This is a genomic window from Butyricimonas sp. RTP31003st1_G1_RTP31003_210430 (genome assembly GCF_040920905.1).
In the GTDB taxonomy this organism is placed as follows: domain Bacteria; phylum Bacteroidota; class Bacteroidia; order Bacteroidales; family Marinifilaceae; genus Butyricimonas; species Butyricimonas paravirosa.
The window spans coordinates 15,306-40,828 of sequence record NZ_JBCOSQ010000011.1; the positions used below are offsets into that span (position 1 = coordinate 15,306).

Annotated in this window: 21 protein-coding genes; 11 read left to right on the forward strand and 10 right to left on the reverse strand. The window is 40.8% G+C overall.

The features are described 5' to 3' along the window. Positions 1-3 precede the first annotated feature (3 nt). From AB5542_RS05045 to AB5542_RS05085, 9 genes are all read left to right on the forward strand, one after another. Positions 4-1,062 carry a sensor histidine kinase gene (locus AB5542_RS05045; protein WP_279041020.1) on the forward strand — a complete coding sequence of 353 codons (1,059 nt, stop codon included), beginning with the start codon at positions 4-6 and terminating at the stop codon, positions 1,060-1,062. Then, the gene (locus AB5542_RS05050; RefSeq protein ID WP_279041018.1) at positions 1,059-2,117 is read left to right on the forward strand and encodes a sensor histidine kinase; all 1,059 of its coding nucleotides are present in this window, start codon (positions 1,059-1,061) and stop codon (positions 2,115-2,117) included. Before AB5542_RS05045 ends, AB5542_RS05050 begins: the two co-directional genes overlap by 4 nt. Continuing rightward, complete coding sequence (locus tag AB5542_RS05055) at positions 2,114-2,821, forward strand: LytR/AlgR family response regulator transcription factor (RefSeq protein WP_279041016.1); 708 nt, start codon at positions 2,114-2,116, stop codon at positions 2,819-2,821. The genes AB5542_RS05050 and AB5542_RS05055 overlap by 4 nt, the downstream gene beginning before the upstream one ends. Before the next feature lie 165 nt (positions 2,822-2,986). Further along, on the forward strand, positions 2,987-3,493 hold the full coding sequence (locus AB5542_RS05060; RefSeq protein ID WP_229128280.1) for a sigma-70 family RNA polymerase sigma factor: 507 nt from the start codon (positions 2,987-2,989) through the stop codon (positions 3,491-3,493). A gap of 24 nt (positions 3,494-3,517) precedes the next feature. Beyond that, positions 3,518-4,405, forward strand: coding sequence for a FecR domain-containing protein (locus AB5542_RS05065; RefSeq protein ID WP_279041013.1), 888 nt, complete (start codon positions 3,518-3,520; stop codon positions 4,403-4,405). 2 nt (positions 4,406-4,407) lie between these two features. Then, positions 4,408-7,029 (forward strand): TonB-dependent receptor, encoded by a 2,622-nt coding sequence (locus AB5542_RS05070; RefSeq protein WP_288215107.1) that lies wholly within the window; start codon positions 4,408-4,410, stop codon positions 7,027-7,029. A 4-nt stretch (positions 7,030-7,033) separates the two neighbouring features. Next, the gene (locus tag AB5542_RS05075) at positions 7,034-8,005 is read left to right on the forward strand and encodes a DUF4249 domain-containing protein (RefSeq protein WP_288215106.1); all 972 of its coding nucleotides are present in this window, start codon (positions 7,034-7,036) and stop codon (positions 8,003-8,005) included. A 66-nt stretch (positions 8,006-8,071) separates the two neighbouring features. Then, the gene (locus AB5542_RS05080; RefSeq protein ID WP_279040114.1) at positions 8,072-9,016 is read left to right on the forward strand and encodes a DUF4249 domain-containing protein; all 945 of its coding nucleotides are present in this window, start codon (positions 8,072-8,074) and stop codon (positions 9,014-9,016) included. A 1-nt stretch (position 9,017) separates the two neighbouring features. Next, positions 9,018-11,345: a TonB-dependent receptor domain-containing protein gene (locus AB5542_RS05085; RefSeq protein ID WP_288215105.1), complete on the forward strand. Its 2,328-nt coding sequence runs from the start codon at positions 9,018-9,020 to the stop codon at positions 11,343-11,345. 263 nt (positions 11,346-11,608) lie between these two features. Here AB5542_RS05085 and ftcD read toward each other — a convergent pair whose 3' ends face one another. The 8 genes from ftcD to purH all read right to left on the reverse strand — a co-directional run bounded on the left by ftcD (position 11,609) and on the right by purH (position 22,003). Beyond that, positions 11,609-13,309, reverse strand: coding sequence for a glutamate formimidoyltransferase (ftcD, locus tag AB5542_RS05090; protein ID WP_087420247.1), 1,701 nt, complete (start codon positions 13,307-13,309; stop codon positions 11,609-11,611). Positions 13,310-13,473: 164 nt separating this feature from the next. After that, entirely contained in the window at positions 13,474-14,727 is a 1,254-nt protein-coding gene (gene hutI, locus AB5542_RS05095; RefSeq protein WP_087420246.1) for an imidazolonepropionase, read from the reverse strand. 83 nt (positions 14,728-14,810) lie between these two features. After that, positions 14,811-16,235, reverse strand: coding sequence for a rod shape-determining protein RodA (gene rodA, locus AB5542_RS05100; protein ID WP_279040119.1), 1,425 nt, complete (start codon positions 16,233-16,235; stop codon positions 14,811-14,813). After that, a complete protein-coding gene (mrdA, locus tag AB5542_RS05105; protein ID WP_270542136.1) occupies positions 16,228-18,069 on the reverse strand; it encodes a penicillin-binding protein 2 in 1,842 nt (613 codons plus the stop codon). The genes rodA and mrdA overlap by 8 nt, the downstream gene beginning before the upstream one ends. A 34-nt stretch (positions 18,070-18,103) precedes the next feature. Beyond that, a complete protein-coding gene (locus AB5542_RS05110) occupies positions 18,104-18,610 on the reverse strand; it encodes a rod shape-determining protein MreD (protein WP_270542134.1) in 507 nt (168 codons plus the stop codon). Further along, complete coding sequence (mreC, locus tag AB5542_RS05115) at positions 18,603-19,430, reverse strand: rod shape-determining protein MreC (RefSeq protein WP_087420242.1); 828 nt, start codon at positions 19,428-19,430, stop codon at positions 18,603-18,605. Before mreC ends, AB5542_RS05110 begins: the two co-directional genes overlap by 8 nt. A gap of 4 nt (positions 19,431-19,434) precedes the next feature. Then, positions 19,435-20,457: a rod shape-determining protein gene (locus AB5542_RS05120; RefSeq protein ID WP_368243007.1), complete on the reverse strand. Its 1,023-nt coding sequence runs from the start codon at positions 20,455-20,457 to the stop codon at positions 19,435-19,437. Between the two features lie 7 nt (positions 20,458-20,464). After that, entirely contained in the window at positions 20,465-22,003 is a 1,539-nt protein-coding gene (gene purH, locus AB5542_RS05125; RefSeq protein WP_279040122.1) for a bifunctional phosphoribosylaminoimidazolecarboxamide formyltransferase/IMP cyclohydrolase, read from the reverse strand. Between the two features lie 198 nt (positions 22,004-22,201). Between purH and AB5542_RS05130 the strand changes: the two genes are divergently transcribed. Then, positions 22,202-22,672 carry a hypothetical protein gene (locus tag AB5542_RS05130; RefSeq protein ID WP_279040124.1) on the forward strand — a complete coding sequence of 157 codons (471 nt, stop codon included), beginning with the start codon at positions 22,202-22,204 and terminating at the stop codon, positions 22,670-22,672. On the opposite strand, the gene AB5542_RS05135 is transcribed toward AB5542_RS05130, so the two are convergent. Beyond that, positions 22,673-23,950 (reverse strand): outer membrane beta-barrel protein, encoded by a 1,278-nt coding sequence (locus tag AB5542_RS05135; RefSeq protein ID WP_279040126.1) that lies wholly within the window; start codon positions 23,948-23,950, stop codon positions 22,673-22,675. Further along, entirely contained in the window at positions 23,943-24,476 is a 534-nt protein-coding gene (locus AB5542_RS05140; protein ID WP_087420238.1) for an RNA polymerase sigma factor, read from the reverse strand. Before AB5542_RS05140 ends, AB5542_RS05135 begins: the two co-directional genes overlap by 8 nt. A gap of 194 nt (positions 24,477-24,670) precedes the next feature. Between AB5542_RS05140 and AB5542_RS05145 the strand changes: the two genes are divergently transcribed. After that, positions 24,671-25,420, forward strand: a complete 750-nt coding sequence (locus AB5542_RS05145) for a hypothetical protein (protein WP_279040128.1) — start codon at positions 24,671-24,673, stop codon at positions 25,418-25,420. Positions 25,421-25,523 lie beyond the last annotated feature (103 nt).

Consider the following 25,523-nt stretch of genomic DNA (forward strand, 5'->3'; position numbering starts at 1 on the left):
CGAATGTTTAAAATCAACACGGAAGGACAGGCTTTCCTATATAATCTTCTGGTAAATTCGAAATTCCGGATCTGGCGACATATTCTGTTTATCGTGTCACTTGCTGCCATTTCTTTTAACCAGACGTATGTTATCTTTCAACCGGAAATTCCGGCACTTGGAGTAAGGCTCTACTGGATTGCCCTGGGGAACCTAGCATCCTACTTGGCCGTGGCCTATTTGAATATCTACGTGTTGGTACCCCGGTATCTCATGCAGAAGAGATACCTAACGTATACAGTCATGATATTTGGTACCGTGCTGGTGCTTTTATGGATACAGACAATCATTGAAGATATGGCACGAATTTGGTTGGGACAGCGTGCGGGAAACATCTTGGAACCAGTATTCATTTTAAATTATATCTCCTCTTTTGCCACTGTAACTTTGTGTATGCTGGGAGGCTCGATCACGATCGTGTTAAAACATTGGATGACAGAAAATAACCGGGTAAACCAACTGGAAAGAATTCATGTGCAGTCGGAAGTGGAGCAATTGAAAGCCCAAGTCAATCCTCAGTTACTTTTTAATGTACTTAACCGTACTGCAGTTTTGGCAAAAAGTGAACCGAAGGAGGCATCCGGGATGTTATTGGAGTTAAGCCAGATTCTGAGATACCAGCTCTATGATTGTAGCCGGAAAGCGGTGTTATTAAAGGCTGAAATAGATTTTTTGACAAACTATCTCGCTTTGGAACAGGTATATTCCCATCGTTTTCAATACATGGTTTCAGCCGAAGGGGAGGTGCATCGGATATTTGTCCCTCCCTTGTTGTTCCTTCCTTTCGTGCAACAAGCCGTGATTCAGATATACAGTCAGCCTGTATTTGGCTCGATTGATCTAAATTTTCATGTGAATGGGAATGAGATTCAATTTGTTTGCTCTTTTGATAATGGGAATTTACTGCATCCGGATGACTTTTCGAAAATCAGGCAGAGACTGGAATTGCTATATGGAAACGATTATACCTTATCTGTTGCTAAAAGGACAATTATGTTGAAACTTAAAATACAGAAACCATGAGTAATTTGATTGATAATCACGTTCCGGATTTCCTGTTATCTCCATGTTTTAAGTTCGTGAGACATTTTCTGTTGCTATTAACTCTTGTCTGTATCACAATTAGTATATTTGCCAATCAATCAGGAGAGTTAGTGTTGACTTGGGAACGTTTTTACGGGTGGGTATTTTATTTTTTGCTCACCAGTGTGATCATTTACTTTAATTTATATGTGTTAGCCCCTCGTTTTTTAATAAAGGGCCGATTATTGAAATATCTGGTATCCATGTTGGTACTGACATCATTCTCGCTTGTATTTATCGCAATTTTACAGATGAATGTTCAAGAGGTTAGTGCGAATTACGAGGATGGAAATCCATATATCATATTAAACATGATCACGTCAATCATCTCGTTTGGATTACTAATATTCGGAACGTCGGCTTTGCTACTGTTTAAATACTGGATCGGTTACAGCCAACGAATAGACGAACTGGCCTCTTCGACATTACAATCCGAATTGAAATTTCTTAAGAAACAAATTAACCCGCATTTTCTGTTCAATATGCTGAATAATGCTAACGTGCTGATCAAGAAAAATCCAGAAGAAGCCTCCCGGGTGCTTTTCAAGCTTGAAGATATGTTGCGTTACCAAATTAACGACAGCGCAAAAGAACAGGTGTTGTTGAGTTCTGAGATTCATTTTTTGAATGACTTTCTGAATCTGGAGAAGGTTCGACGGGATAAATTCGAGTATGTCATTTCCAAAGAAGGAGATATTAGTGAGGTATGGTTGCCACCATTATTGTTTATTCCTTTCGTGGAGAATGCCGTGAAACATAACGTGGATAGCGAGAATTCATCGTATGTCTATCTCGGTTTCAAGGTCTGGGATAAACAACTGGAATTTCAATGTATAAATTCAAAGCCTAAAATCGCTTTACGGAAAAATGAAGTGGGAGGGTTGGGACTAAAGAATATAAAGCGCAGGTTGGAATTGCTGTTTCCGGAACGTTACACGTTGGAGATAGAAGAAAGTGAAATAAGTTATACCGTATATTTACATTTGATATTATGAATTGTATTATTGTTGATGATGAACCGTTAGCCCGTGAGGCGATAGAAATACTGGTAAAAGATACGAGTCAACTAAATCTGACGGGTATGTTTAATAATGCTATCGGAGCGTCAAAGTTCATGGAAGAGAATCCGGTAGACTTGATCTTTTTGGATATTCAGATGCCGGGAATCACGGGTATCGAGTTTGCTCACAATATATCCAAGAGAACGTTGGTCATTTTCACCACGGCTTACACGGAATATGCTTTGGATAGTTACGAGGTCGACGCTATCGACTATTTAATTAAACCGGTTGACCCAGAACGCTTTCACAAGGCTGTCAACAAGGCAATTGCTTACCATTCTTTATTATTAAAAGAAGAGAAAGAAAATATCGAGGCAGGTAACACGGAATACTTCTTCGTAAAGTCTGAAAGACGCTACTTTAAAATAAATTACAAGGATATTCTATTCATCGAGGGACTGAAAGATTACGTGATCATCCAATTGGATGAACAACGGGTGATTACCCGAATGAATCTAAAGAATATATTTGAGTTATTACCCAAGCATGATTTCTTACGAGTCAATAAATCCTATATCGTAAATACTAAGCATATAGACTCCTTTGACAACAATGACATTTTCATTAAAACACATGAAATAGCTATTGGAAACACCTATCGGGATGTCTTTTTCGAGACGTTTATGAGGATGGGGTAGTTTGCTATATATGGCTTTCCTAATTTGTGAGACACTATCTCACAAATTATTATTTCTACTATTATACAATATAGTTGTTATTTAGAAAATAATTATTTTCTAAATAACTTATTGCTTTTATATATTTAAGTACATTTGCGAATGTGTATGTGTAAAACTATTCTTATGTCTATAAGCTCTACTATTTTAGAGAAATATTTTAACAAGTTGTACCGACCGTTATGCCTGTATGCCTTAAATATAACCGAATCATATGAGGATTCTGAAGATATTGTACAACAGATCTTCGTGGAATTGTTGGAAAAGGCGGTTGCAGGAAGTTTGGAAGTGGGAGACATGAAGGGATATTTATACACGGTGGTACGGAATCGGGCGGTGAAATATGCGAAAAAGAATCAGGAAAAAGTTTCCGTGGAAAGTGCAATGTACTTGACAGACGAGAATGCCTTATCCATATCGGTAGAGGAGGAGGCTTTAGTTTGGGATTGGATAGACGCTTTACCTACTGAACGACGGAATATATTTTTGATGGCCAAACAGCAAGGGATGAAATACAAGGAGATTGCCATACAACTGGATATTTCGGTTAAAACTGTTGAAGGGCAAATGGGAAAAGCATTGAAGGCTTTGAGAGATAAAGCAATAAAAATCTATTTGTTCTTCTTCGGATAAAATAATCTCGTAAACATAGGGAGTATGAAAAATGAATTACTAGCAAAATATATTCTTGGTGAGGCGAACACGAAAGAAGGGCAAAGAGTGGAACAATGGTTGGAAGAAAGTGAAGACCACCAACGAGAATTTCGACAACTCAAGCGCCGTATAGAATTAGGTTCTAAGCGTTACAAATATGGAGTTTTTGACCCCCGACAGGCAATACAAAAAGTGAAATTCCCTGCGAAGACGCACTACTTGCGAATTTTGCCAGTAGCTGCCTCTATCATTGTTTTAATATTCGGTGTATTATGGTTTTGGAATAAATCGTCACTTCAGGAAACGGTTTTACTCTCCCGGACCGGGGAAACAAAAGTATTTTATTTACCGGATAGTTCCCGTGTAATGCTAAGCGGAGATAGTCGTTTGGCTTATAATGCTCAATTCGGAAAGACAAATCGAGAACTTTCCCTACGGGGAGAGGCATTTTTCCAAGTAAAACGGGACACGAGCAAACCTTTTATCGTGGAAACATCCTTAATTCAAGTAGAAGTATTAGGTACTTCCTTTCAAGTGATTGCAGAAAAACTTCAAGCTGAAGTTTTTGTAGAAAAAGGACGGGTGAAAATTATCACCCAAGATAAAAAACAAGAAAGAATCCTTGAAACCGGAATGTCCGTTAAGTATGGGAAAAAGGATAGGAAATTAATGATCTCCACGAAAGAAGATAAAGGGGAACAACAAATCCTTAAATTTGATAACGCTCCCTTGTCTGAAGTCATCGAAACGCTGAATGAATACTACGATAGTCACGTAACATTACCCGCAGACTATGCAACTCTCCGGATAACCGTTGTTTTTAAAGAAGTTTCATTGGAGGAAGCGATCGAGATTATTAACAGGACTTTGGATATTCAATTGACGATTTAAGTATGCGTGCCGGGCTTATACTTGTCTTGTTAATTTTTGGGACCCTAAGAGGAAATGCTCAGGAAGTCTTTTCATTTACATTTCGTGAAACTCCCGTGGAGGAGGTGTTGAAGAAAATCGAACAACAGGCGGGATATATATTTTCATATTCACCTTCTATTTTACAACCATTAGTTCAAAAAACAATATCTATAAAACAGGCTAATTTAGAACAGGTTTTAAACCTTTTGTTCAAATCATCAAACATCTTCTGGGAGAAATTGGGAAGATATATCATTTTAAAACCGGGGAAACGCTTTTTCTCTGTTTATGGAAGAATATATAACAAAGAATCTCGGGAAAGGCTGATTGGAGCCTCTGTTTATGATTCCCGGTTGCACGTGGGTGCAGCAACCAATAATTACGGGTTCTACACGTTAATCGTACCGGAAGGAGAAGTTTGTTTAAACTACTCTTACGTGGGTTATCAAAGTGCCTCATGCCAATTTTATTTGAAATCGGATACCGTGATTCACGTCGAATTACAACCCATGTTGAACTTGGACGAAATTGTTGTAGTTCAACCCAATATCCCCGGATGGGTAAAGAATTCGCAACCGGGACAACTGGAATTTCCGATCTTGACTGCAACCGTGATTCCCAAACTATTGGGAGAGAGCGATCTACTGAAAGCGGTTCAGTTATTTCCCGGTGTGCGGGTTGGCATGGAAGGAATAGCGGGAATACTGGTCCGAGGGGGTAATCGGGATGAAAATCAATTTCTGATAGATGATATTCCGTTGTATAACGCGAATCATTTATTGGGATTTTTCTCGGTATTCAATTCTGATGCCGTAAAAAACGTAAATTTCTACAAATCAAGTTTCCCGGCTCGTTACGGGGGGCATCTTTCTTCCATTATGGATATACGTTTGAAGGAAGGTAATCTACAAGAATATCATGGTAGTTTTTCTATTGGTCTTTTATCCAGTAAATTTAATATTGAAGGCCCCATGGAAAGAAATCGTAGCTCGTTTAATATCACGGCTAGAAGAACTTACTTGGATTTAATTGGGACCCCTATTTACGCGGCAATAAATAACACGAATGATAATAAAGAAAAGATAGGGTATAATTTCACGGATATAAATATCAAGCTGACCCGCATGTTCTCGCAACGGAATGCCTTGTCTTTCATTCTATTCTACGGGAATGACTATTTGAAATATAAAAAGGATGAGAAAGACTCCTATTTTGAACCGGACCGTAAGCGAGATTATATGCGTGGAACGTGGGGAAATTGGGGTGTCGGATTGCGATGGGATAAAATGATCTCCACGGGATTGTACGCGAACACGGTGCTTTCTTATAATCAATATCGGGCTTTTATGAATAAAAGATACCGACATGAAAATTCATCGGGTGACACCATCCGGTTAAAAAAGATCCGTTTCAAATCCGGTCAAGAGGAGTGGAGGCTGAAAAGTGATCTAACTTGGGTCATGAATCATTGGAACCGTTTGTATTTCGGGGGACATTACATTTATCATGTTTTCACACCGGAAAAACGAATCACTCTTCATAAAGTAATGGAAGAAGAAACGCTTTCCCGAAAACGGGTAAATTATAAAGAATATGCCCATGAAGTAGCCTTTTACGTGGAAGATGAAATGACGATAAAAGAGAAATGGATCGTGCATCCCGGAATCCGGGGTATATTATTTCATGTCGGGAGTACAAATTATTTTTCACTGGAACCTCGATTTTCCATGCAATATAATTGGACGGATCGTTGGGAGACAAAGGCTTCCTACACGCTGATGTCCCAATATATTCATCAGTTGGGAAGTAGCACGATGAATATGCCTACGGATCTGTGGGTGCCGGTTAGTGATGATGTGAAACCCATGAAATCACATCAATGCGTGTTAGGTGTTTATTATCATCCTTGTGCGCGATGGCATTTTTCTCTTGAAGGATTTTATAAAACTCAGAATCATTTGCTAGACGATTACAACGGGGTTGACATCACCCCGGAATATGCGGATTGGAAAGAAAACGTTCATTCCGGAAAAGGACGTTCCTATGGATTGGAGTGGATGGGGCAAAAAACAGGGGGAAGGACAAACGGGTGGATAAATTATACTCTTTCTCGTGCTTATCGCTGGTTTCCGGACGGTTCAATCAATCAAGGCCTACGTTTTCCGGCGAAATATGATAGCCGTCACATTCTGAATCTGGTTTTACTGCATAAATTCAGTAACTTTTTTGATGTAAGTGCCACGTGGACATTCAATAACGGTTTCTATACGACGCAACCATTGGAAAGATATGATACGCCGACTCACCTACCGGGGGAGAAAGGAGAAGAAAAGAAGGATATCATATTTCATATTGAAAAACGTAACAACATGAAAACACCCGATTATCATCGTTTGGATTTGGGATTCAATTTCCATCGTCATCGAAAACATGGAATTTCCACTTGGAGTATTAACCTGTACAATGCTTATTGCAGGTTGAACACGATAGAATTAAGTCCCGATTATGATTCTAAATATGGTGATCGGGAAGAGCGACAGTATTTTAGTAATGATTGGCTTTTCCCGATCATTCCCTCTTTTTCCTACACGTTTACTTTTTGAGATGATGAGAATAGTGATTTTTATATGGATTGGCTTGTTTTATTGCGGGTGCAATAATTCAGAAGAATATGATTTTCGAGGAAAGGTACCCGAAAGTCGATTAGTGCTTTATGCTTATGCAGAAACGGATTCTTTGCTATATGCTGAAATTTCGAAATCAAGAACATACACGGACAACACGGAAATGGATTCAACGTGGAATGTGAGAGGGCAGGTGTACATGAACGATAAGTACGCGGGAGAATTAAAACCTGCGGGTCATAACCGCTATTCATCAGACGTTCGCCCTAAAGCGGGAGATAAAATCACGATAAAAGTTACCTGTTCGGGATTAGAGGAGGCAGTCGGTTCTACCATGGTATGCAATTCGTTCCCGGAAATCCAATTAGATACTTTCAGTAAAATGAATGCCCTGCAATTACGTGTTCAGATAAAAGATGGGGGAGAAACGGAGAATTATTATAGGCTGGTGGTTGAAAATGAAAGGTTCTATCATGGAATCCGTTGGAAAGAGGGACAGGTAAAAATAGATTCTTCCACGACTTATTCTTATGACGTGGATCTTTCCGGGGAGGAGTTATTATCACACGAAATGATCACGACGATTTTCGGAAAAGAGATAAATGTCAACCCGTATCAGGTATTTACGAATGAAAGTTTCCGGGGAAAGGAACGAATTATCCATGCAAGCGTAAGTCATCCCTATGCATACGAGAGGGAAACATGGGTGATCACGGGTGACGGAGACACGATCCGGTACGTGGAAAAGGAATCATATCGTTTGCGGGTGAAAGTACTCCGGATTGACAAACCTTTATTTGATTACCTGTACTCCTTGGGGATTTTTGAACAACAATCGACCATGTATAAAGAACCCATTAAAGTGTATTCCAACGTACAAGGCGGGCTTGGCGTGGTGGGAAGTTGTTTCACTCGTGAAGTGATCATGGATTTTCGGGCAAAATCTGAAAAATAAAAAATTAGAATAGGGGTTTTCCGGTTTATTGACTCTTAAGAGTAGAAAACTCAAAAGAATCAATACATGAAAAAAGAAGTTGTCGGAATATTCCTCGTATTATTGGTATGGGAATTATTATTAAATGGATGTGAGCAAAAATTACACCTTGATTTAAACGCCCAATCTCCCGTTCCGGTTGTAAATAGTATTTTAATGGCTGGTGACGATTCTGTTCGTGTGCGGGTCACTTGGACAAAAAACGTCTACGAACAGGGTGATTTTCCCGTAGAGGCAAATGCTTTGGTAAAATTGTACAAAAACGATCATTTCGTGGGTGAATGTCGGTACCGGAAAGAGGGATGGTATGTCATTACCCATCACGTGGAGGCTACCGGAGTTTATCGGGTAGAAGTAAACATTCCGGGCAAACCGCTTGTCTGGGGGGAAACCAGAGTTCCGGTCCCCTTGCTGAATGCAAGCATAGAATGTGACAGCCTGCAGGAACGGATTATCAATCGGTGGACTGATCGGGAAGAAGAAAAAAACTTCTATTGGCTGTCAACCACCCATTCCTCACAGAATGGGGTGCCGGACACCTTGCACATGGAACTTCAGTCGTATCTTCAAACGAATAGTACGCTACCCGATGCCTTTAACCGCAGTTTTGACTTTGATGAAGAAATCCCGGCAGAATACGATTACTATTTAAGGGTAGAGGACTGCGGTTTGTCCGGGAAGGAGATCGAGTTAAGCTACAAGGGACGGCGTTCGGGGTATTATTACTGGGAACCGGACACGGGATGCTATAAAAGTACCCGTTATATATTGAGCCTTGATGAAAATTACGATCATTATTTGAAATCGTCGATCGTGAACGACGATTATCTATCGGCAATGGATTCTGAACCCTTGTTTTATGCTCCTTTGTGGACTTATTCTAACATACACGGGGGAACCGGGCTGGTGGCCTCTTATTCAAAATATGAAGATTTATTCATTCAAGTATTCACGAAACGGGAGGAATGGTAAGATGAAACGTATTTTATTCATATTCAGCATTCAAATTTGGATCGTATTTACTTCTTTCGCGCAAAACGTAACGTTGAGCGGGTATATTGAGAACAAGGCAACAGGAGAACGACTGGTAAATGCCACGATCGTTGAAACGAAAAGCGGGCGGGGAACAAGCTGTAACCGATATGGTTTCTTTTCACTCTCTTTACCTCGTGGAGAAAACCATTTATCGGTAAGTCACGTGGGATTTACCCGTGTAGAATCTATCATTAACTTGAAAACGGACACATTGATTGTGATGTCGTTAATTCCCGGGAACTGCCTAGAAGAAGTGTTGGTTGTGGAAAAAAAGAATGCTTTTTCATCTGCCGTTGGAAAACATACCTTGTCTTTAGATTGGGTGAAACGAATGCCTGCAGTTCTGGGGGAGGCTGACGTGTTGAAATCCCTTCATTTCCTTCCCGGTGTGAATCCCGGTCAGGAAGGGTTAACCGGTTTTAGCGTGAGGGGTGGTAGTTCCGACAACACTCAATTCCTATTGGATGGTCTTCCCGTGTATAATGTGAATCACGCTTACGGGTATTTTTCCGCTTTTAATGGAGATGCCCTGCAAGATGTTACGCTTTACACGGGTGATCTTCCCGCTCGTTACGGGGGTAGCTTGTCCTCCGTGCTGGAAGTGACCATGCGGGAAGGGAATCGTAAAAAATATTCGGGAGACATTCATGTTAGCCCGGTGGCCGGCTCCGTGGTTGTGGAGGGGCCACTGAAAAAAGATAAGGCCTCGTTCCTCATATCGGGAAGAAGAACTTGGTTGGACGGTTTACTATGGACAGGACAAAAGATTGCCGGGAGTGATTTCTCGACAGGTTATAATTTTTATGACTTAAATGCTAAAGTAAATTGGGAAATCAACCCGTATAATCGGTTGTATATAAGTATGTACAATAGCCGGGATTCTCGTTTCGCAACATGGAAAGCAAAGGATTCCAAACATTCCGACCGTTTCCGGTTTTACTGGGGTAATCTTAGTGTTTCGGGGCGATGGAACCATCTCTTCAGCCCTACCTTTTTCTCTAATATCACCTTGTATTATAGTCAATTCAATAATAGTCAAATCATGACGGTATATAACGAGAGTGTCTCTCAACGGGAGCAATCGAAAACAAATTCCCGGTTACGGGATTGGACTTTGAAAACCGACTCGGAGATTGCTATCGGGGAGAAGCACCGCACCCGATTCGGAACGGTTTGCTCTATTAAATATTATGCCCCGGAAATGTCATATATCGGTAGTGTAAACTTGAATGAAAACGTGAGAGACACGACCACCGGTAATGTGTATTCGCTGGAAACTTATCTGGAAGATCATTGGCAACTGAATGATCGTTGGAGCGTGGATGCCGGAGTTCGTTTTAGTTTACTGGCGGTGCCCCACGCCCGTTATTATTCCTTGCAACCTCGTCTCTCTATTTCGTACCGGATAGGAGAGAGCATGTTATTCAAGACCTCATGGGCAAGGATGCAGCAAGCACAGCACCTGTTGACGAGTAATTCGATGGGCATGAATACCGATTTGTGGGTTCCTGTTACCCGGCGAGTAGCTCCCGCATCTTCGGATTTGTTTTCAATAGGTTGTTTCTACGCTTTTGCAAATACATGGAATTTCTCGATAGAGGGATATTTTCATCAGATGGATCACGTGGTACGTTACCAAGATGGTATTCTTTTTCTTAAAACAAAGGACAGGAGCTGGCAGGATTATGTTGACATGGGCAAAGGACGAGCTTATGGAGTGGAGGTTATGGCAAAGAAAACGACAGGAGCCTTAACGGGGTGGGTTTCCTATTCGTGGTCAAAGTCGGAACGTCGTTTTGATCATGTAAATAACGGGGAATGGTTCCCGTTTGAATACGATCGTCGGCATAAGTTGAACGTGACGACCAATTACACGCTCCCGATCAAGGAAAAATGTAAGTTCAACAAATCATTTTCAATTAATTTTACGCTTGCGACCGGGAACTACATCTCGATAGGGAAACAATTCTATCATGCGGCCCCGATGCCTGAAAGTTTTCAAACAGATGCAGACAATACGCAATACCGGGAATATATTGAACGTCCGAATAATTTTCGAATGCCTGCCTATCATCATTTGGATATATCATACGCTTTGGATAATCGAAAAGGAAAGGGAAGTTCATGGGTATTTGGCATTTATAATTTGTATGCCCGTAAGAATCCTTCTATCATATACCATAAACAAACGAGAGAAGGGGTGACTACCCGAAGTTGGAGTTTACTTCCATTTGTACCGTCCGTGACGTGGAGTTACCATTTTTAAGGTGATATTCTCCTGTTTTCGAAAAAAACGAACAGAAGATGAGCCGATAACGGGCTCAGAATAGGCCACCGGTTTTACACTCCTCCGGTACAAGTCCAATACACCATCAATGGGAACTGGTGCGGTAGAGCTGTAATTGAAATGGTGAAAAATAGGGAAGGCCTGATTACGGTTTTTTCATGGCTCAAACGTGACGGGAATGGGGTACAAATAAAGAGATGAGGCAGCCCCATCTCTTTACTTATTTTGATGAATAACGAATCTTAGATTTTTGAATTCACGATATTCAAAATATCCGTTTCCATTTGTTTGGCCATTTCAACCACTTTTTCACCTCTGGAAATAATATCGTTAGCATATTCTTTATCATCCAATCCGGCAGCATTGATCTTCACGTTCAAGAAAGCGCCGATTACTCCGGAACGAGCGGCCAAAGCACCAACTCCGGCATCAGTTACAGAATTCGGATTACCGATCTCTGCCATGGCTTTCACCACTTCCATACATTCGTAGCAAAGCATCATCGTTTTGAACGGTACTTCGGTAGCAAACTTGGTTGCATCTTGAATTGCTTGGTGACGTGCAGCTTTTTCTTCGTCTGTTTTCTTCGGTAATCCGAAGGCATCCATGATACGATTGAAAGCGTTAGTATCCTCGTCAACCATTTTGATTAATTCAACTTGATAAGCTTTTCCTCTTTCAGCCCAATTACTGAATTCTTCCCAACGCTCATCCCAACCGCGTTTGTGAGAAGACAAGTTGGCAACCATCGTGGCCAGTGAAGAAGCAAGAGCTCCCATGTATGCTGAAATGGAACCACCACCGGGAGCCGGAGATTCTGATGCTGTTTCATCAGCAAATTCATGAAGATTCATATCGATCAAGAATTTCTTTCCTTGATTCATCTCATCTTCCAGAATATACTCGATGATTTTCTTTCTGGGTTCGAACGGATACAATTCATCCAAGCCTAAAGATTTCACGGCAATCTTGATCAATTCTTTATCTGATACCCCGGTAGAGCGTTGTTGTTTACGCAAGAAATAACGTCCGGCGTCCAACATGGCTTTTAACGGAATTACACCCACTAACTCGGAACCGGTTACACGAATCCCGCGATCCTGTGCTTTACGGCATACTTCGTCGAAAGCCTCATGTACGGAAGTCACGGAAATATCCGTCAAGTTCATGGAGATCTGAGCAATTCCATACTCTTCGATAAACCAACCAATAGCCTTCACAGACTTCAAGGTTCCCGGGATCATCACGTTTTTACCTTTCTCGTCTTTTACGATCTTACCGGTAATAGGATTTCCTTCTCTCTTAGCTCTTCCTCTTTCGCGTACGTCAAAAGCGATCGCATTGGCACGACGGGTAGAGGTGGTATTTAAGTTCACGTTGTAAGCCACCAAGAAGTTACGGGCTCCAACAGCCGTAGCTCCGGTTTTAGCCGTCCACTCGTTCAACTCACGGGGACCGAAATCGGGATGCCATTGTTCACTGCTTAAACGCTCACCAAGAGCCTCATATTCTCCGGCACGGCAAGTAGCCAAATTTCTTCTTTCCGGGGTGAAGGCTGCACTCTCGTAGCAATATACCGGGATGTTCAATTCTTCACCGATACGTTTTGCCAAAGCACGTGCGTATTCCACGGTTTCTTCCATCGTGATGTTTGATACCGGAACCAAAGGACAAACGTCTGTAGCTCCGAAACGGGGATGCGCTCCCTTGTGCTTTTTCATGTCGATCAATTCGGATGCTTTTTTAACGGCACGGAAAGCGGCTTCACATACTTCTTCCGGAGTACCTACCATGGTAACAACCGTACGGTTCGTTGCTTTTCCCGGATCCACGTCAATAAGACTAACTCCTTCAACAGCCTTGATTTCTGCTGTAATCTGATCTATAATATGCATATCGTTCCCTTCACTGAAATTCGGAACGCATTCGATTAATTTTTTCATATATATTAATTTTATAATTTGACAAAAAATAAATTTAGTATCGATTTCCTAATCACTCAATCATGAAATTGTAAATCATCAATCAATAAATCTTCTAAGGGTATCTTATCCGGTACGCTTTCCGGATCCATACCTTTTTGTAATGTGAATAGGGCATAGCTTCCTTAAATTTGTTCTCCGTTTAAGAATACCGCTTCAACTAAATCCGTCCCGTAAGCGTATGGAAGATACTCTATTCCAGTAATCGGAGTCGTGATATAGAAATTCGCTTTTTTACCCACGGCGATACTACCCAGCTCTTCTTCTACACCCATAGCGTATGCCGAATTGATGGTCGTTGCATTAATCACCTCTTCCGGCAGCATTTTATAATTCACGCACCCGAGAGACATCACGAATTTCATGTTTCCGGAAGGAGAGGAGCCAGGATTAAAATCCGAAGCCAAAGCAACAGGAAGTCCGGCATTAATCATTTTGCGAACAGGAGAGTAAGGCATATTCAAAAAGAATGCAGCTCCCGGTAACACGGTCGGCATGGTTTCACTACCTTTTAATGCAGCGATTTCTTCATCCCCGACATATTCAAGATGATCCACGGATAAGGCATTGTATTTTACCCCGACTTGAATACCACCCGAGTAATCCAGTTCGTTAGCGTGTATCTTCGCACGCAATCCGTATTTCATTCCGGCATTTAACATCCTGTCCGTGTCTTCCACCGTGAAGAATCCTTTATCACAGAACACGTCGATATAATCAGCCAAATCCTCGGCAGCAACAGCTGGAATCATTTCATTAATGATTAAATCCACGTATTCCGTTTGCCGTCCCTTGTATTCTACTGGAACAGCGTGAGCGCCTAGGAAGGTGGACTTTATGGTTAAAGGTGTTTCCTCGCTCAGTCTTTTAATCACACGCAACATTTTGAGTTCACTCGCCGTGTCCAAACCGTAACCACTCTTGATTTCCACGGCTCCGGTTCCAAGAGAGGCAATCTCTTGCAAACGGGCATAAGCTGAATCAAATAACTCTTCCTCCGATGCCTTCCGGATACGTTCGGCTGAATTCAAAATGCCACCACCTCTTTTGGCAATCTCCTCGTATGATAAACCTTTGATTTTATCAATATATTCTATTTCCCGACTCCCGGCATACACGATATGCGTGTGGGAATCACAGTAGGCGGGGAGAACCAAACGTCCTTTGGCATCTATTTCCTTCACCGTGTCCGTGCCCTCGTAAATCGTATCTTGATTCAATTCGCTCATTTTACCGAAAGCCTCTATTTTATCCTCGTTAATCAGAAGGTAGGCATCGTCAATGATACCCAGTTTTGCCATGTCGGCACCCGCAACCCATTTACGTGGTTCTTCTTCAACCTGAACAAGTTGCTTTATGTTTATAATTAATGTTTTCATTCTTCTCGTGTTTAATTCATTTGGGAACGAATGTATTAAAATCCTTGAAAATCCACAAGGAAAGCGTTCAGAAAGTTTATTTATTATCTAAAGACTTGTAAACGATTGGCATCTAATCTCAAAAATATAAATATAAGAATGGTAAAAGACCATAGTGATGATCCCCCGTAACTGAAGAATGGAAGAGGAATACCGATAACAGGTGCCATTCCAATGGTCATTCCAATATTGACTGCCACGTGGAAGAATAGGATAGAGGCTACTCCATAACCATATATCCGGGAAAAACTGGAACGTTGTCGTTCTGCCAGTTTGATAATTCGTAAAATAAACACCGTCAATAGCACGATGACGAGGGTGCTCCCGATAAACCCCCACTCTTCGCCAACAGTACAGAAGATAAAGTCTGTACTTTGCTCCGGAACGAAGTTCAATTTAGTCTGTGTTCCTTGTAGGAATCCCTTACCCAGTAATCCTCCGGAGCCTATTGCAATTTTGGATTGAGTGACATTATATCCTGTTCCCTTGGGGTCTACTTTTATACCCAGTAACTCGTTAATACGATCCTGCTGGTGAGGTTGAAGATGGTCAAAAGCATAATTCACGGAAGGAGCGGCCCCGACGCATAACCACGAGATCAGTAACAGGGTAATCATGTTTTTCATCTTCCGCTTATATATCGGGTAGATCGCGGTTATACTTGTAATCACGTAAACGATGAGTAGCATGTAATAATCGGAAATCGATAGATTAAACATCCATTTAATCAAGGCAAAAAGCCCGAAACCACACCCGATGAACAGGATGATCTGGAATAATTCCCGAATATCGTGCCGATAATAATAAAAGGCTATCAGTGTTCCCCCGATAATGACAAGCAATACCGTGAAAGGGGTATACAGCAATGCCATGATAAATATAGCTGCCGCCACGAAACAAAGCAATAGGATAGAGCCATGCAATCCTTCCCGGAAAAGAACGAGTATAAAACTACTGTACACGAGAGCTGACCCCGTGTCGTTCTGCAAGATAATCAATCCCGCGGGAAGAGCTAAAATTAACCCGATGGTCAAAAGGCTGGAAAAGCGCATTACCTTGAAATTATGACGGCTCATGACATAGGCTATGGCCAAGTTGGTTGCAAATTTGGCAAACTCCGCCGGTTGAATGCGAAAATCCCCGACTTCAAACCACGAACGCGCTCCCTTGGTTTCCGTACCCAAAAACAGGACGGCAATCAACAAAAATATCATGATGCCGTAAATGACCATCGAGAAGGTGGTAAAGAATTTACTATCCGTGAGTAGAACGAGAAAAGCAAGCACGAAAGCCGCCCCGATCCAAATCAACTGTTTCCCGTACTTTTGAGAAATATCAAGAATACTGCTATGATTTTCATCATATACTGCCGCATAAATATTTATCCACCCGATTAATACAAGCAACAGGTATAATAGAATGGAAAACCAATCTATGTTGGCAAGTAGGTTATTAGATCTGCTATTCATTGCTCGTTTCTTTTACTTTACTGGTTGTATCATGGATCAGACTACCTTGGAACATCTCTTTTTCAAGAGGTTTCTTCTTGTCGGATATTTTTCCTTTCAAATATTTCTCTATTAATAAACCGGCAATCGGGGCCGCGTAACGTGATCCCCAAACCCCGTTTTCAACATATACAATCAACGCGATCTTCGGATCTTCTACCGGGGCAAAAGCAATAAACACGGAGTGATCGTCACCATGCGGATTTTGCACGGTTCCTGTTTTTCCGGCTATTGCAATTGAATCCACCTGAGCCCGTCGTCCGGTTCCCCCCTTGATAACCATTTGCATTCCTTCGACGATAGGGTCAAAGTGTTTCCGATCAATGGGAATAACGTGCTTTTTTATCTGGCTGGAAATCGAGTCATTTATCGATCTTACAATATGTGGTGTAATATAATATCCCCGGTTCGCCAAGATCGTGGCCAAATTCGCCATTTGAATCGGCGTGATCATTAATTCTCCCTGACCAATGGAAAGAGAAATCATGTAGGAGGGGTACCATTTTTGTGTTTTAAACACATTGTCGTAATATTCCTGCGTGGGGATAGAACCGGATACTTCATTGGAGAAATCCGGACATATCTTATTGCCGAACCCGAAGGACATCACGTATTTCCGCCATTCCCCGTAAGCATTTCGCACCGTTTTATATTCCGGTAATTCCAAGATTCTCTTGAAAACATTGGCGTAATAGGGGTTACAGGAGTTTTCAATGGACTGGAGTAAATTCACAGGAGAACTATGATGGTGACACTTCATGAATTTTCCCCCGACAATATAAGCACCTCCACTACACGTACATTGTGTTTGCAGGGAAATCGCTTTTGTTTGTAAACCAATCAGAGCTTGAACGGTTTTGAATATGGAACCCGGGGGATATTGTGCCATCGTCGTTCTGTCAAATAGGGGTTTCAAGGGATCATTTAGCAATTTGGAGTAATTTTTACCCCGATCCAAGCCGACCATTAATTGCGGATCATAACCGGGACTGGACATCTTGACCAATATTTCTCCCGTAGAAGGTTCAATAGCCACGATTCCGCCTTTTTTGTTCTGCATGAGTTCGTAGGCGTATTCTTGTAGGTCAACATCTAACGTGGTGTATAGATTTTCACCGACAATGGCATCTTCGTCATATTCTCCGTCCGCAAACGAACCCTTCACCCGGTTTTTATTGTCGACAAGAACGACCCGTTTTCCCTTGGTACCGCGAAGGTGTTTTTCGTATGTTTTTTCCAACCCACTGATCCCGATGTAATCTCCTTGTGCATAATAGGGATCTTTCATCTGTTCGGAATTTACCTCTCCGATATAGCCGAAAACATCTGCAGAATGGTTTACGTTATATTTTCGTAACGTTCTGGTTTGTATATAAAAACCCGGATAACGATAAAGTTTTTCTTGAAGGATAGCATATTTGTTTCCGGGGATCTGGGAAACAAGAACCGAAGGTTTGAATTTCGCATAATCCCGACAATCCTGAATCCTTTTTTCCAAAGATTCTTTCGTTATATCCAGAATGGAAATCAATTCTAAAGTATCAAATTTTTTTACCTGGTTGGGGATAATCATTAAATCGTAGGCCGCTTGATTATCAACCAAAAGTTTGTTATTCCGATCATATATTAATCCTCGTGCCGGATATTCGGTTTCCGTCCGCTGGGAATTATTTTCAGCCATAACTTTATATTTGTCGGACACCACCTGATAGGTAAACAATCGCAGGAGGTACACGACACATACACTGATAATAATTCCTGATATAATCCCTTGTCTATACCCGAATTTGTTCATTTCAAGAATTCATTAATCGATTAAAACCACGCTTTTATTGCTGTACTTTCTTAATTCCGATGAAATAGTAGAGTAGCATGAATAACATTGAGATAAAGGTACTTAAAATAATCCGGATAATCGAGATTAGCATATCGTTAAAAGTAAAGGCCTCTGTCATAATCAGAACCACGTTAAATAACAGCGTGGAAACAAATGTGTATTTCAGAAACCACCTGACATCCGTCAGACCTTGCCCTCCATGCGTGTCGTCTATTTCTTCCCGGGTAGAGGTCAACTGCAATAACCGGGGACGAATATAAGCGATGAAAGTAGATGCCGCGGCATGAATACCGACCGTGTTATCAGCCAAGTCCATGATTAAACCTAAAAAGAACCCGAATAACAGTAATGGTATACCTTTCATCTTGTAAGGTAAGATGTAGAGAGCCAGAATATAAATATTCAAATAGAAATAGGAGCCAAGGTGGATATTATCCACGATTACAATCTGTAATAAAGAAAGTATCAACAAATGAATGAAATAGTTTATATTATTCATGATAGTTTATGGCTTCTAAACTTGTTTGCTCATTTTTCTTGTTATTCAATATGACATAAACATGGTTTATGCGCTTGAAATCAACGGCTAGTTTGACCTTTATCTTTAAGAAGTTCGCGGTTTCCTTGTCAACAGATTCTACATATCCCACGACAATTCCTTCCGGAAAGATTTTTGAGAGACCGGAAGTGACAATCGTATCCCCGGCATTAACTTCCACGTGATAGGGAATATCATTCAGATAGGAGTAGGCATAATCATTACCATCCCATTGCAAGGAACCGTAATAGTTATTCTTTTTTATTTTGGCCGAAATTCGAGAATCCACGTTGATCAAGGGGATGACTACGGCAAAATGATCACTTAAATCCTGAATAAGTCCCACGATCCCTTCCGGAGTACAAACGGCCATTTCTTTCTGAAGACCGTTTTTTCGTCCTCGATTTAAAGTAATGTAATTCTTTGTCCGGTTATATGTCGCATTTACCTGTTTTGCCCCGATATACTCGTAAACAGGTATACTATCTTGTACAACCGTCCCATGGATAATCGTATCCCGTAAAAGCTCATACTCTTCCAAACGATTTTTCAGCAAGATATTTTCATTTGCCAAAGATTCGTTCATCTCTTTTAGACGAAAATAATCTTTTATGCTCGTGATCGTTGACGAGACGTTTCCGAATAGAGTAGAAGCACTTTCAGAGAAAATTGCTCTCTGATATTCGTTATGACGAATAATCAGAGAGAAACTTACGATTTCCAGTAATATAAAAATAATAGTAAAATGATATTTTAATATCAGTTTTATAATCTCTTTCACATCACTATCTTATAAGGAATGAGAACCTGTCCACGTTCTTTAATGCAATTCCCGTACCTCTGGCCACGGCTCGCAATGGATCTTCAGCAATATGGAATGGAATGTTCAGCTTGTCGGTCAAACGTTTATCCAACCTGCGCAACAATGCACCACCACCGGCCAAATATATTCCTTTGTTCACAATGTCTGCATACAACTCGGGAGGCGTCTGTTCCAAAGCGGCCAAGATTGCAATTTCAATTTTAGAAATGGATTTCTCGATACAATGGGCTATCTCTTGATAGGAAACAGGTACTTCAACCGGAAGAGAGGTCATCTGATTCGGTCCTTGCACCACGAAGTCGGCAGGAGGTTCATCCAGTTCGGACAAAGCTGAACCGACATGAATTTTAATTTCTTCTGCTGTACGTTCCCCAATCTTGATATTGTGTTGATGTCTCATGTATTCCTGAATATCATCCGTCAAGTCATCACCCGCAATACGGATGGACTTATTCGTAACGATACCTCCCAAAGAGATCACGGCGATCTCCGTGGTACCACCACCTATATCCACGATCATGTTACCTTCCGGGGCTTCCACGTCCAAGCCGATACCCAAAGCGGCAGCCATCGGCTCGTAAATCATATAGACATCCCGTCCTCCGGCGTGTTCGGCAGAGTCTCGTACGGCACGTAGTTCAACCTCTGTACTTCCGGAAGGTATGCAAACCACAATACGCAAAGAAGGAGAGAAGAACTTGCTCTTTCCGTTTGCCATCTTGATCATACCCCGAATCATCTGTTCGGCAGCGTTAAAGTCCGCGATCACACCATCTCTCAACGGGCGAATGGTCTTTATATACTCGTGTGTCTTACCCTGCATTTGGCGAGCTCTCTCACCAATAGCAATTACCTTCTCTGTTTTTTTATCGACGGCAACAATGGATGGCTCGTTTACAACCATCTTGTCATTCATGATGATGATCGTGTTCGCTGTCCCCAAGTCGATCGCTATATCTTGTGTTAAAAAAGAAAACAAACCCATAATCCAATTAATGTTTGAAGTGTCTCATTCCAGTAAAAATCATCGCAATATTATACTTGTTGGCCGCATCAATCGAATCCTGATCATGGATAGATCCGCCCGGTTGAATGATCGCGGTGATGCCGGCTTTGTGGGCAGCCTCAACACAATCAGCGAAAGGGAAGAAGGCATCAGATGCCATCACGCTCCCCGCAATTCGCTCCCCGCCTTGACGAATGGCATTTTCCAATGCCCAGATTCGACTTACTTGTCCCGGACCAACTCCCGTGGTGCATTTGTCTTTTGCAATCGCAATTGCATTGGATTTAGTATGCTTGACAACTTTCCATGCAAACAACAAGTCTTCCAGTTCTTTTTCCGAAGGACAACGATTTGTAACGTATTTCAATTCACCATCAAGCAACTGTTGGTCCATATCTTGAATCAACAGACCTCCCAATACGGTTTTTGCTTTGGGAGAAGTATAATCTCTTTTACTAATATTTGATACCTGTAACAATCTCAGATTTTTCTTTTTGGTAAGAATTGCTAAAGCTTCTTCCGAGAAAGAAGGAGCTACAATCACTTCCAAGAAAATAGGGGACATGACTTCTGCCGTTGCCTTATCTACTTCCCGGTTTACCGCGATGATTCCACCAAAAATAGAAACAGGATCAGCCTCGTAAGCTTTCTTGAAGGCCTCAGCAAGAGTAGCGGCACTACCAACACCACAAGGATTTGCGTGTTTTGCAGCTACAACTGTCGGCTCTTCGAACTCTTTCAAGGTTTCTAAAGCCCCGTCGGTGTCACCGATATTATTATAAGATAATTCTTTTCCATGTAACTGAATCGCTCCGGTCAACGTACCCTCCGTCTCCTGAATTTGGGTATAGAAAGTAGCTGACTGGTGTGGATTTTCTCCATAACGAAGATCTTGTTTCTTTTCGAACGTTAAGGTCAAGGTCTTCGGTGATTGAATATTCAATCGTTTAGAGAAATAGTTGGCTATTAGAGCATCATAGTGTGAAGTATGAATAAACACTTTAGCTGCTAATAGCTCTTTGGTTTCAAGTGAAGTATCTCCATGAGCTTGAATTTCTTCGATTATTTTCGTGTAATCTTCCGGATCTGTAATCACCGTCACGAAAGGATAATTCTTCGCTGCCGCCCGAATCATAGTCGGCCCGCCAATATCGATATTCTCGATAATTTCTTCGTGTGAAACTCCTGCTTTAAGAATGGTTTCCTTGAAAGGATATAGATTACAAACGACCATATCAATAGGTTCTATCCCAAGTTCGGCCATCTGTTGCTTATGTTTCTCGTTGTCTCGTATCGCTAAGATACCTCCCTCAACATTCGGGTGAAGGGTTTTCACTCTTCCGTCAAAACACTCGGGGAATTGGGTTAAATCTGAGATATCTTTCACCTGTAGTCCCTCTTCTTTCAATTTCTTAGAGGTTCCCCCAGTAGAAATAATCTCCCAACCCATAGAATTTAGCGATTTAGCAAAATCAACAATCCCACTTTTGTCAAATACACTGATTAATGCTCTTTTCGTTCTCATCCGGATATTTAATTTTTATTGTTCCAAACGTAATATTACTTGCAGACAAAGGTAAAAAAAGAATATTATTTTTTTATATAAAAAAGCGTTTCGTGCAATATTTTTCTTGCGATCGCTTTCCCGTGTTCAAAAAAACAGTATATTTGATAAATAATTGGATATTATTAAAGGTTTCGGAATAATTTATTTGTTGATATTATGAGCGATAAAGGTGTTGATTTAATTGTTTACTTACTGTTGACGTTAGGTGCGAGTGCAATAGGCTGGTTTAAGGCTTCCAAGGAGAAAAAAGCAAAAAATACACCTCCCGAATTTCATCTTCCGGAAGAAGAACATGATGATTTAGATGATGAGATTGTCGTGATTTCACAAGAACCGGAAATCTCATCTCCGGAACCTGTTTTTGCTCCGATATCAAATAGCGATGAACTTGTAGAAAGAGCGGGGAGAGAGATAAACGTGAATAATTTTGGTAAAACAGATGAAGAACGTTATGCCATGCTTGAACAACTGCAACAAGCCAGAAGAGGACGGACTAAGAAAGAGGTAGTTCTCTTTAAAGATGACGAAGAGTCTAACGAGCAACTAAATAATTCAACCACGGAATCTTTTGACTTCGATATACGTCAGGCCATCATTTCCAGCGAGATATTAAATCGTAAATATTAATTAGAAATTAATTCCGATTCCAGTGGAGAACGTGAACGAGTAAGGTTTAAAATCAATTTCTGCACTCTTACTCAAGGATTGTAAATAATATTTGAATCCCGGTTCCACTTTTATGTGGATCGATTTTGAAAGGGGATACTCGATACCGAAACCGATATTCGTACTGATATTAAACGTTCTGATGTCCTCGGCTTCTCCCATAAATTCTTTCTTCCCATTGTAATTCACGTAAGTATGGTTACGTACCATAAAACTGGCACCAAACCCACCTAACACACTAAATTTTACTCTATTATCATTCAAATGATAACGGAAAATTAAAGGAATCTCGATAGCATCGAATTGCTGCTCGATACTTCCGTCTTCATCTTGTTCTGTTTTTAATGAAACAAAGGTTTCGGGAGAGGAAACGGTTGCATTGGCTTTGTTTTTTACGCTACCAAGTGGGGTATAGGCATGAGTGTTAGCATTATATGACACCATATCGGAACGAGGCACATACACTTGTGCATCATCCGTCTTTTGTCCCATACGGGAATACCCCAAACCTGTTTCTATAGAGATTCGTTTAGTCGGTTTTACGGCGAAAGTCAACCCTCCACCTACATTAAAAATACCACTCATCTGGCTACTTTCATACTGGGCGGAGCGGGCATTTGTTCCACTCGTTTTATAGCTACCGGACGAATATCCGGGAGAGACATATCCACCTACAGTAAACATTTTAGCATCTTCTGATTTTACTTTATTGGTAGTCTTTACCGTGGGTGTATTTTTCCCATCCAAAAGTTCCGTGTATTTACGTTGATTTTCTATCGCATTTTGATTTACCAAAGGGATAAACCCTGCACGAACGGATGTTTTTTTCAAATCACCTTCCGGCTGCTCGTTCTCCAAACTGGTTAAGGTGGAGGTAGAAACCGGAACCGGAGCAAGATGCTCTACTGTATATTCTTCTCTTTTCTTCTTTATTTTTGGTATTGAATGAGGGGTAGAAGTAAATGCTAGTATCTTATTATTATCCTGATTGTTAATGTCTGAGTTTAGAGTGGCAACAGATGTCGGGGTATAGATATTGGTATGTTTGCTTTGCATGAAAAATCCCACGCCGAATAATAATATTACCGCTGCAGCAATACCACTATACGTGTAAATTCGCCTTAGACGTCTTTGTTTCATCACGAAATGGGAGTTTATTCCTTCCCACACTCGTGCTGGAGGTTCAACGGAAACTTGTTCCAAAGCGTTTTTAAATAATTTCTCAATCTTCTCACTCATCTCTCAAATATGCATTTATCTTCCTTTTCAAAATTTCTTTCGCCCGTGCCAGGTTAGATTTCGATGTACCGTCGGATATACCTAATAATGCTGCTATCTCCTTGTGTTGCATGTCTTCCATGACGTACAAGTTGAAGACCAGCCGGTATTTCTCCGGTAATTGATTGACAAACTCGAACAGCACCTCGGGAGGTATGCTCACGTCATCATCAACATCATCTTCATCCACCACTTCCGGAACTTCTTCGACAACTTGCACGGATCGATTTTTTCTGAATTTCTCTAACGCCGTGTTGATGAAAATGCGCTTCATCCAACCTTCGAAAGATCCTTTTCCCTTGTATTGGCCAATGGACTCCAACACTTTGATAAAACCATCTTGCAAATTATCTTCCGCCTCTTCGCGTGATTTGGAGTATTGGATACATACGGCAAACATTTTAGCCGAGAACATATGGTAAAGTTGTTCTCCCGCTTTTCTGTCTCCCTTTTTGCATCGGTCTACTATTTTGTCCAAATTACACATTGATAACTATTGCTTAGATGCGCTATTTTGTAAATGGTTGCGTTCACTACGCGAAAAAAATGAAAAAAAATCATTATCAGCTAAAAAGCTGTCTTTTTTTTTGCATCGTATTGTTTTTTTGCGAATCTTCGCAGTGTGAAATGAAAATATGTGGTGATAATCACGGAATATTTAAAACTATAAAACAACTAAAAATGAAGACAATCTTAAATTTAAAACAGTATGTAATTTTATTGGTTGCGGCTTTCGCAATGACATCTTGTTTGGATAGCGATGATCCTGCTTTTCAAGTTGCAGGTACAGGATATGTAATCCAAACCATTAGTGAACAAACTGCTAGTGGAGAAGAAGAGGCAACCATTACGAGTAGATTTACACCCATTATTTTAGCGGGAGCAAATGAGCCCATGACAAAATGTAGTGTAAAAGCTCCTGGTGGAGAATCTATTTTAATGACTCAGTTAGATGGTTATGGTGGAATAACATGGGTTTCAAATACATCTTATGGTAGTGAAATGGATAAACTTCCTAGTGGTACATTTACAATAACTGCTTATAATCAAGAGGAAGAACCAGCACAAGGCGTAGCCGTTATAAACAACACGACCGAAATGAAGGCAAAATTGAAAGGGGATGTGGAGTTCAAAGATTCTAAAATCACTGCAACATTCAATAAAGTTGAAGGGGCAACAGATTATTTAGTAATGATAAAAAAATCACGATCATCCATTTTTTACACGTCTATTACTGTTGCAAACTATAGCGCAACAGAACTTGAAAAAGCAGATTGGACTGTTACAATAGATGAAAGTACCTATTCATCTAAAGTTTCTTCTTTGGAAGCAGGTAGCTACTTTCTAACTATTGCAGCTGCAGTTTCTTCATCATCAGGCCTTGTTCTGTATCAAGAAAGTGAAGAGTATGACAACTTTACAAAAAATTAGTTGAATTTGATGTGACGTTATTTCGTATTAGTGCAGAAATAATGCGAGACAATAAATAAACAGACATTCAATTTACAATTTATAGCCGTTTCATCACACGTGT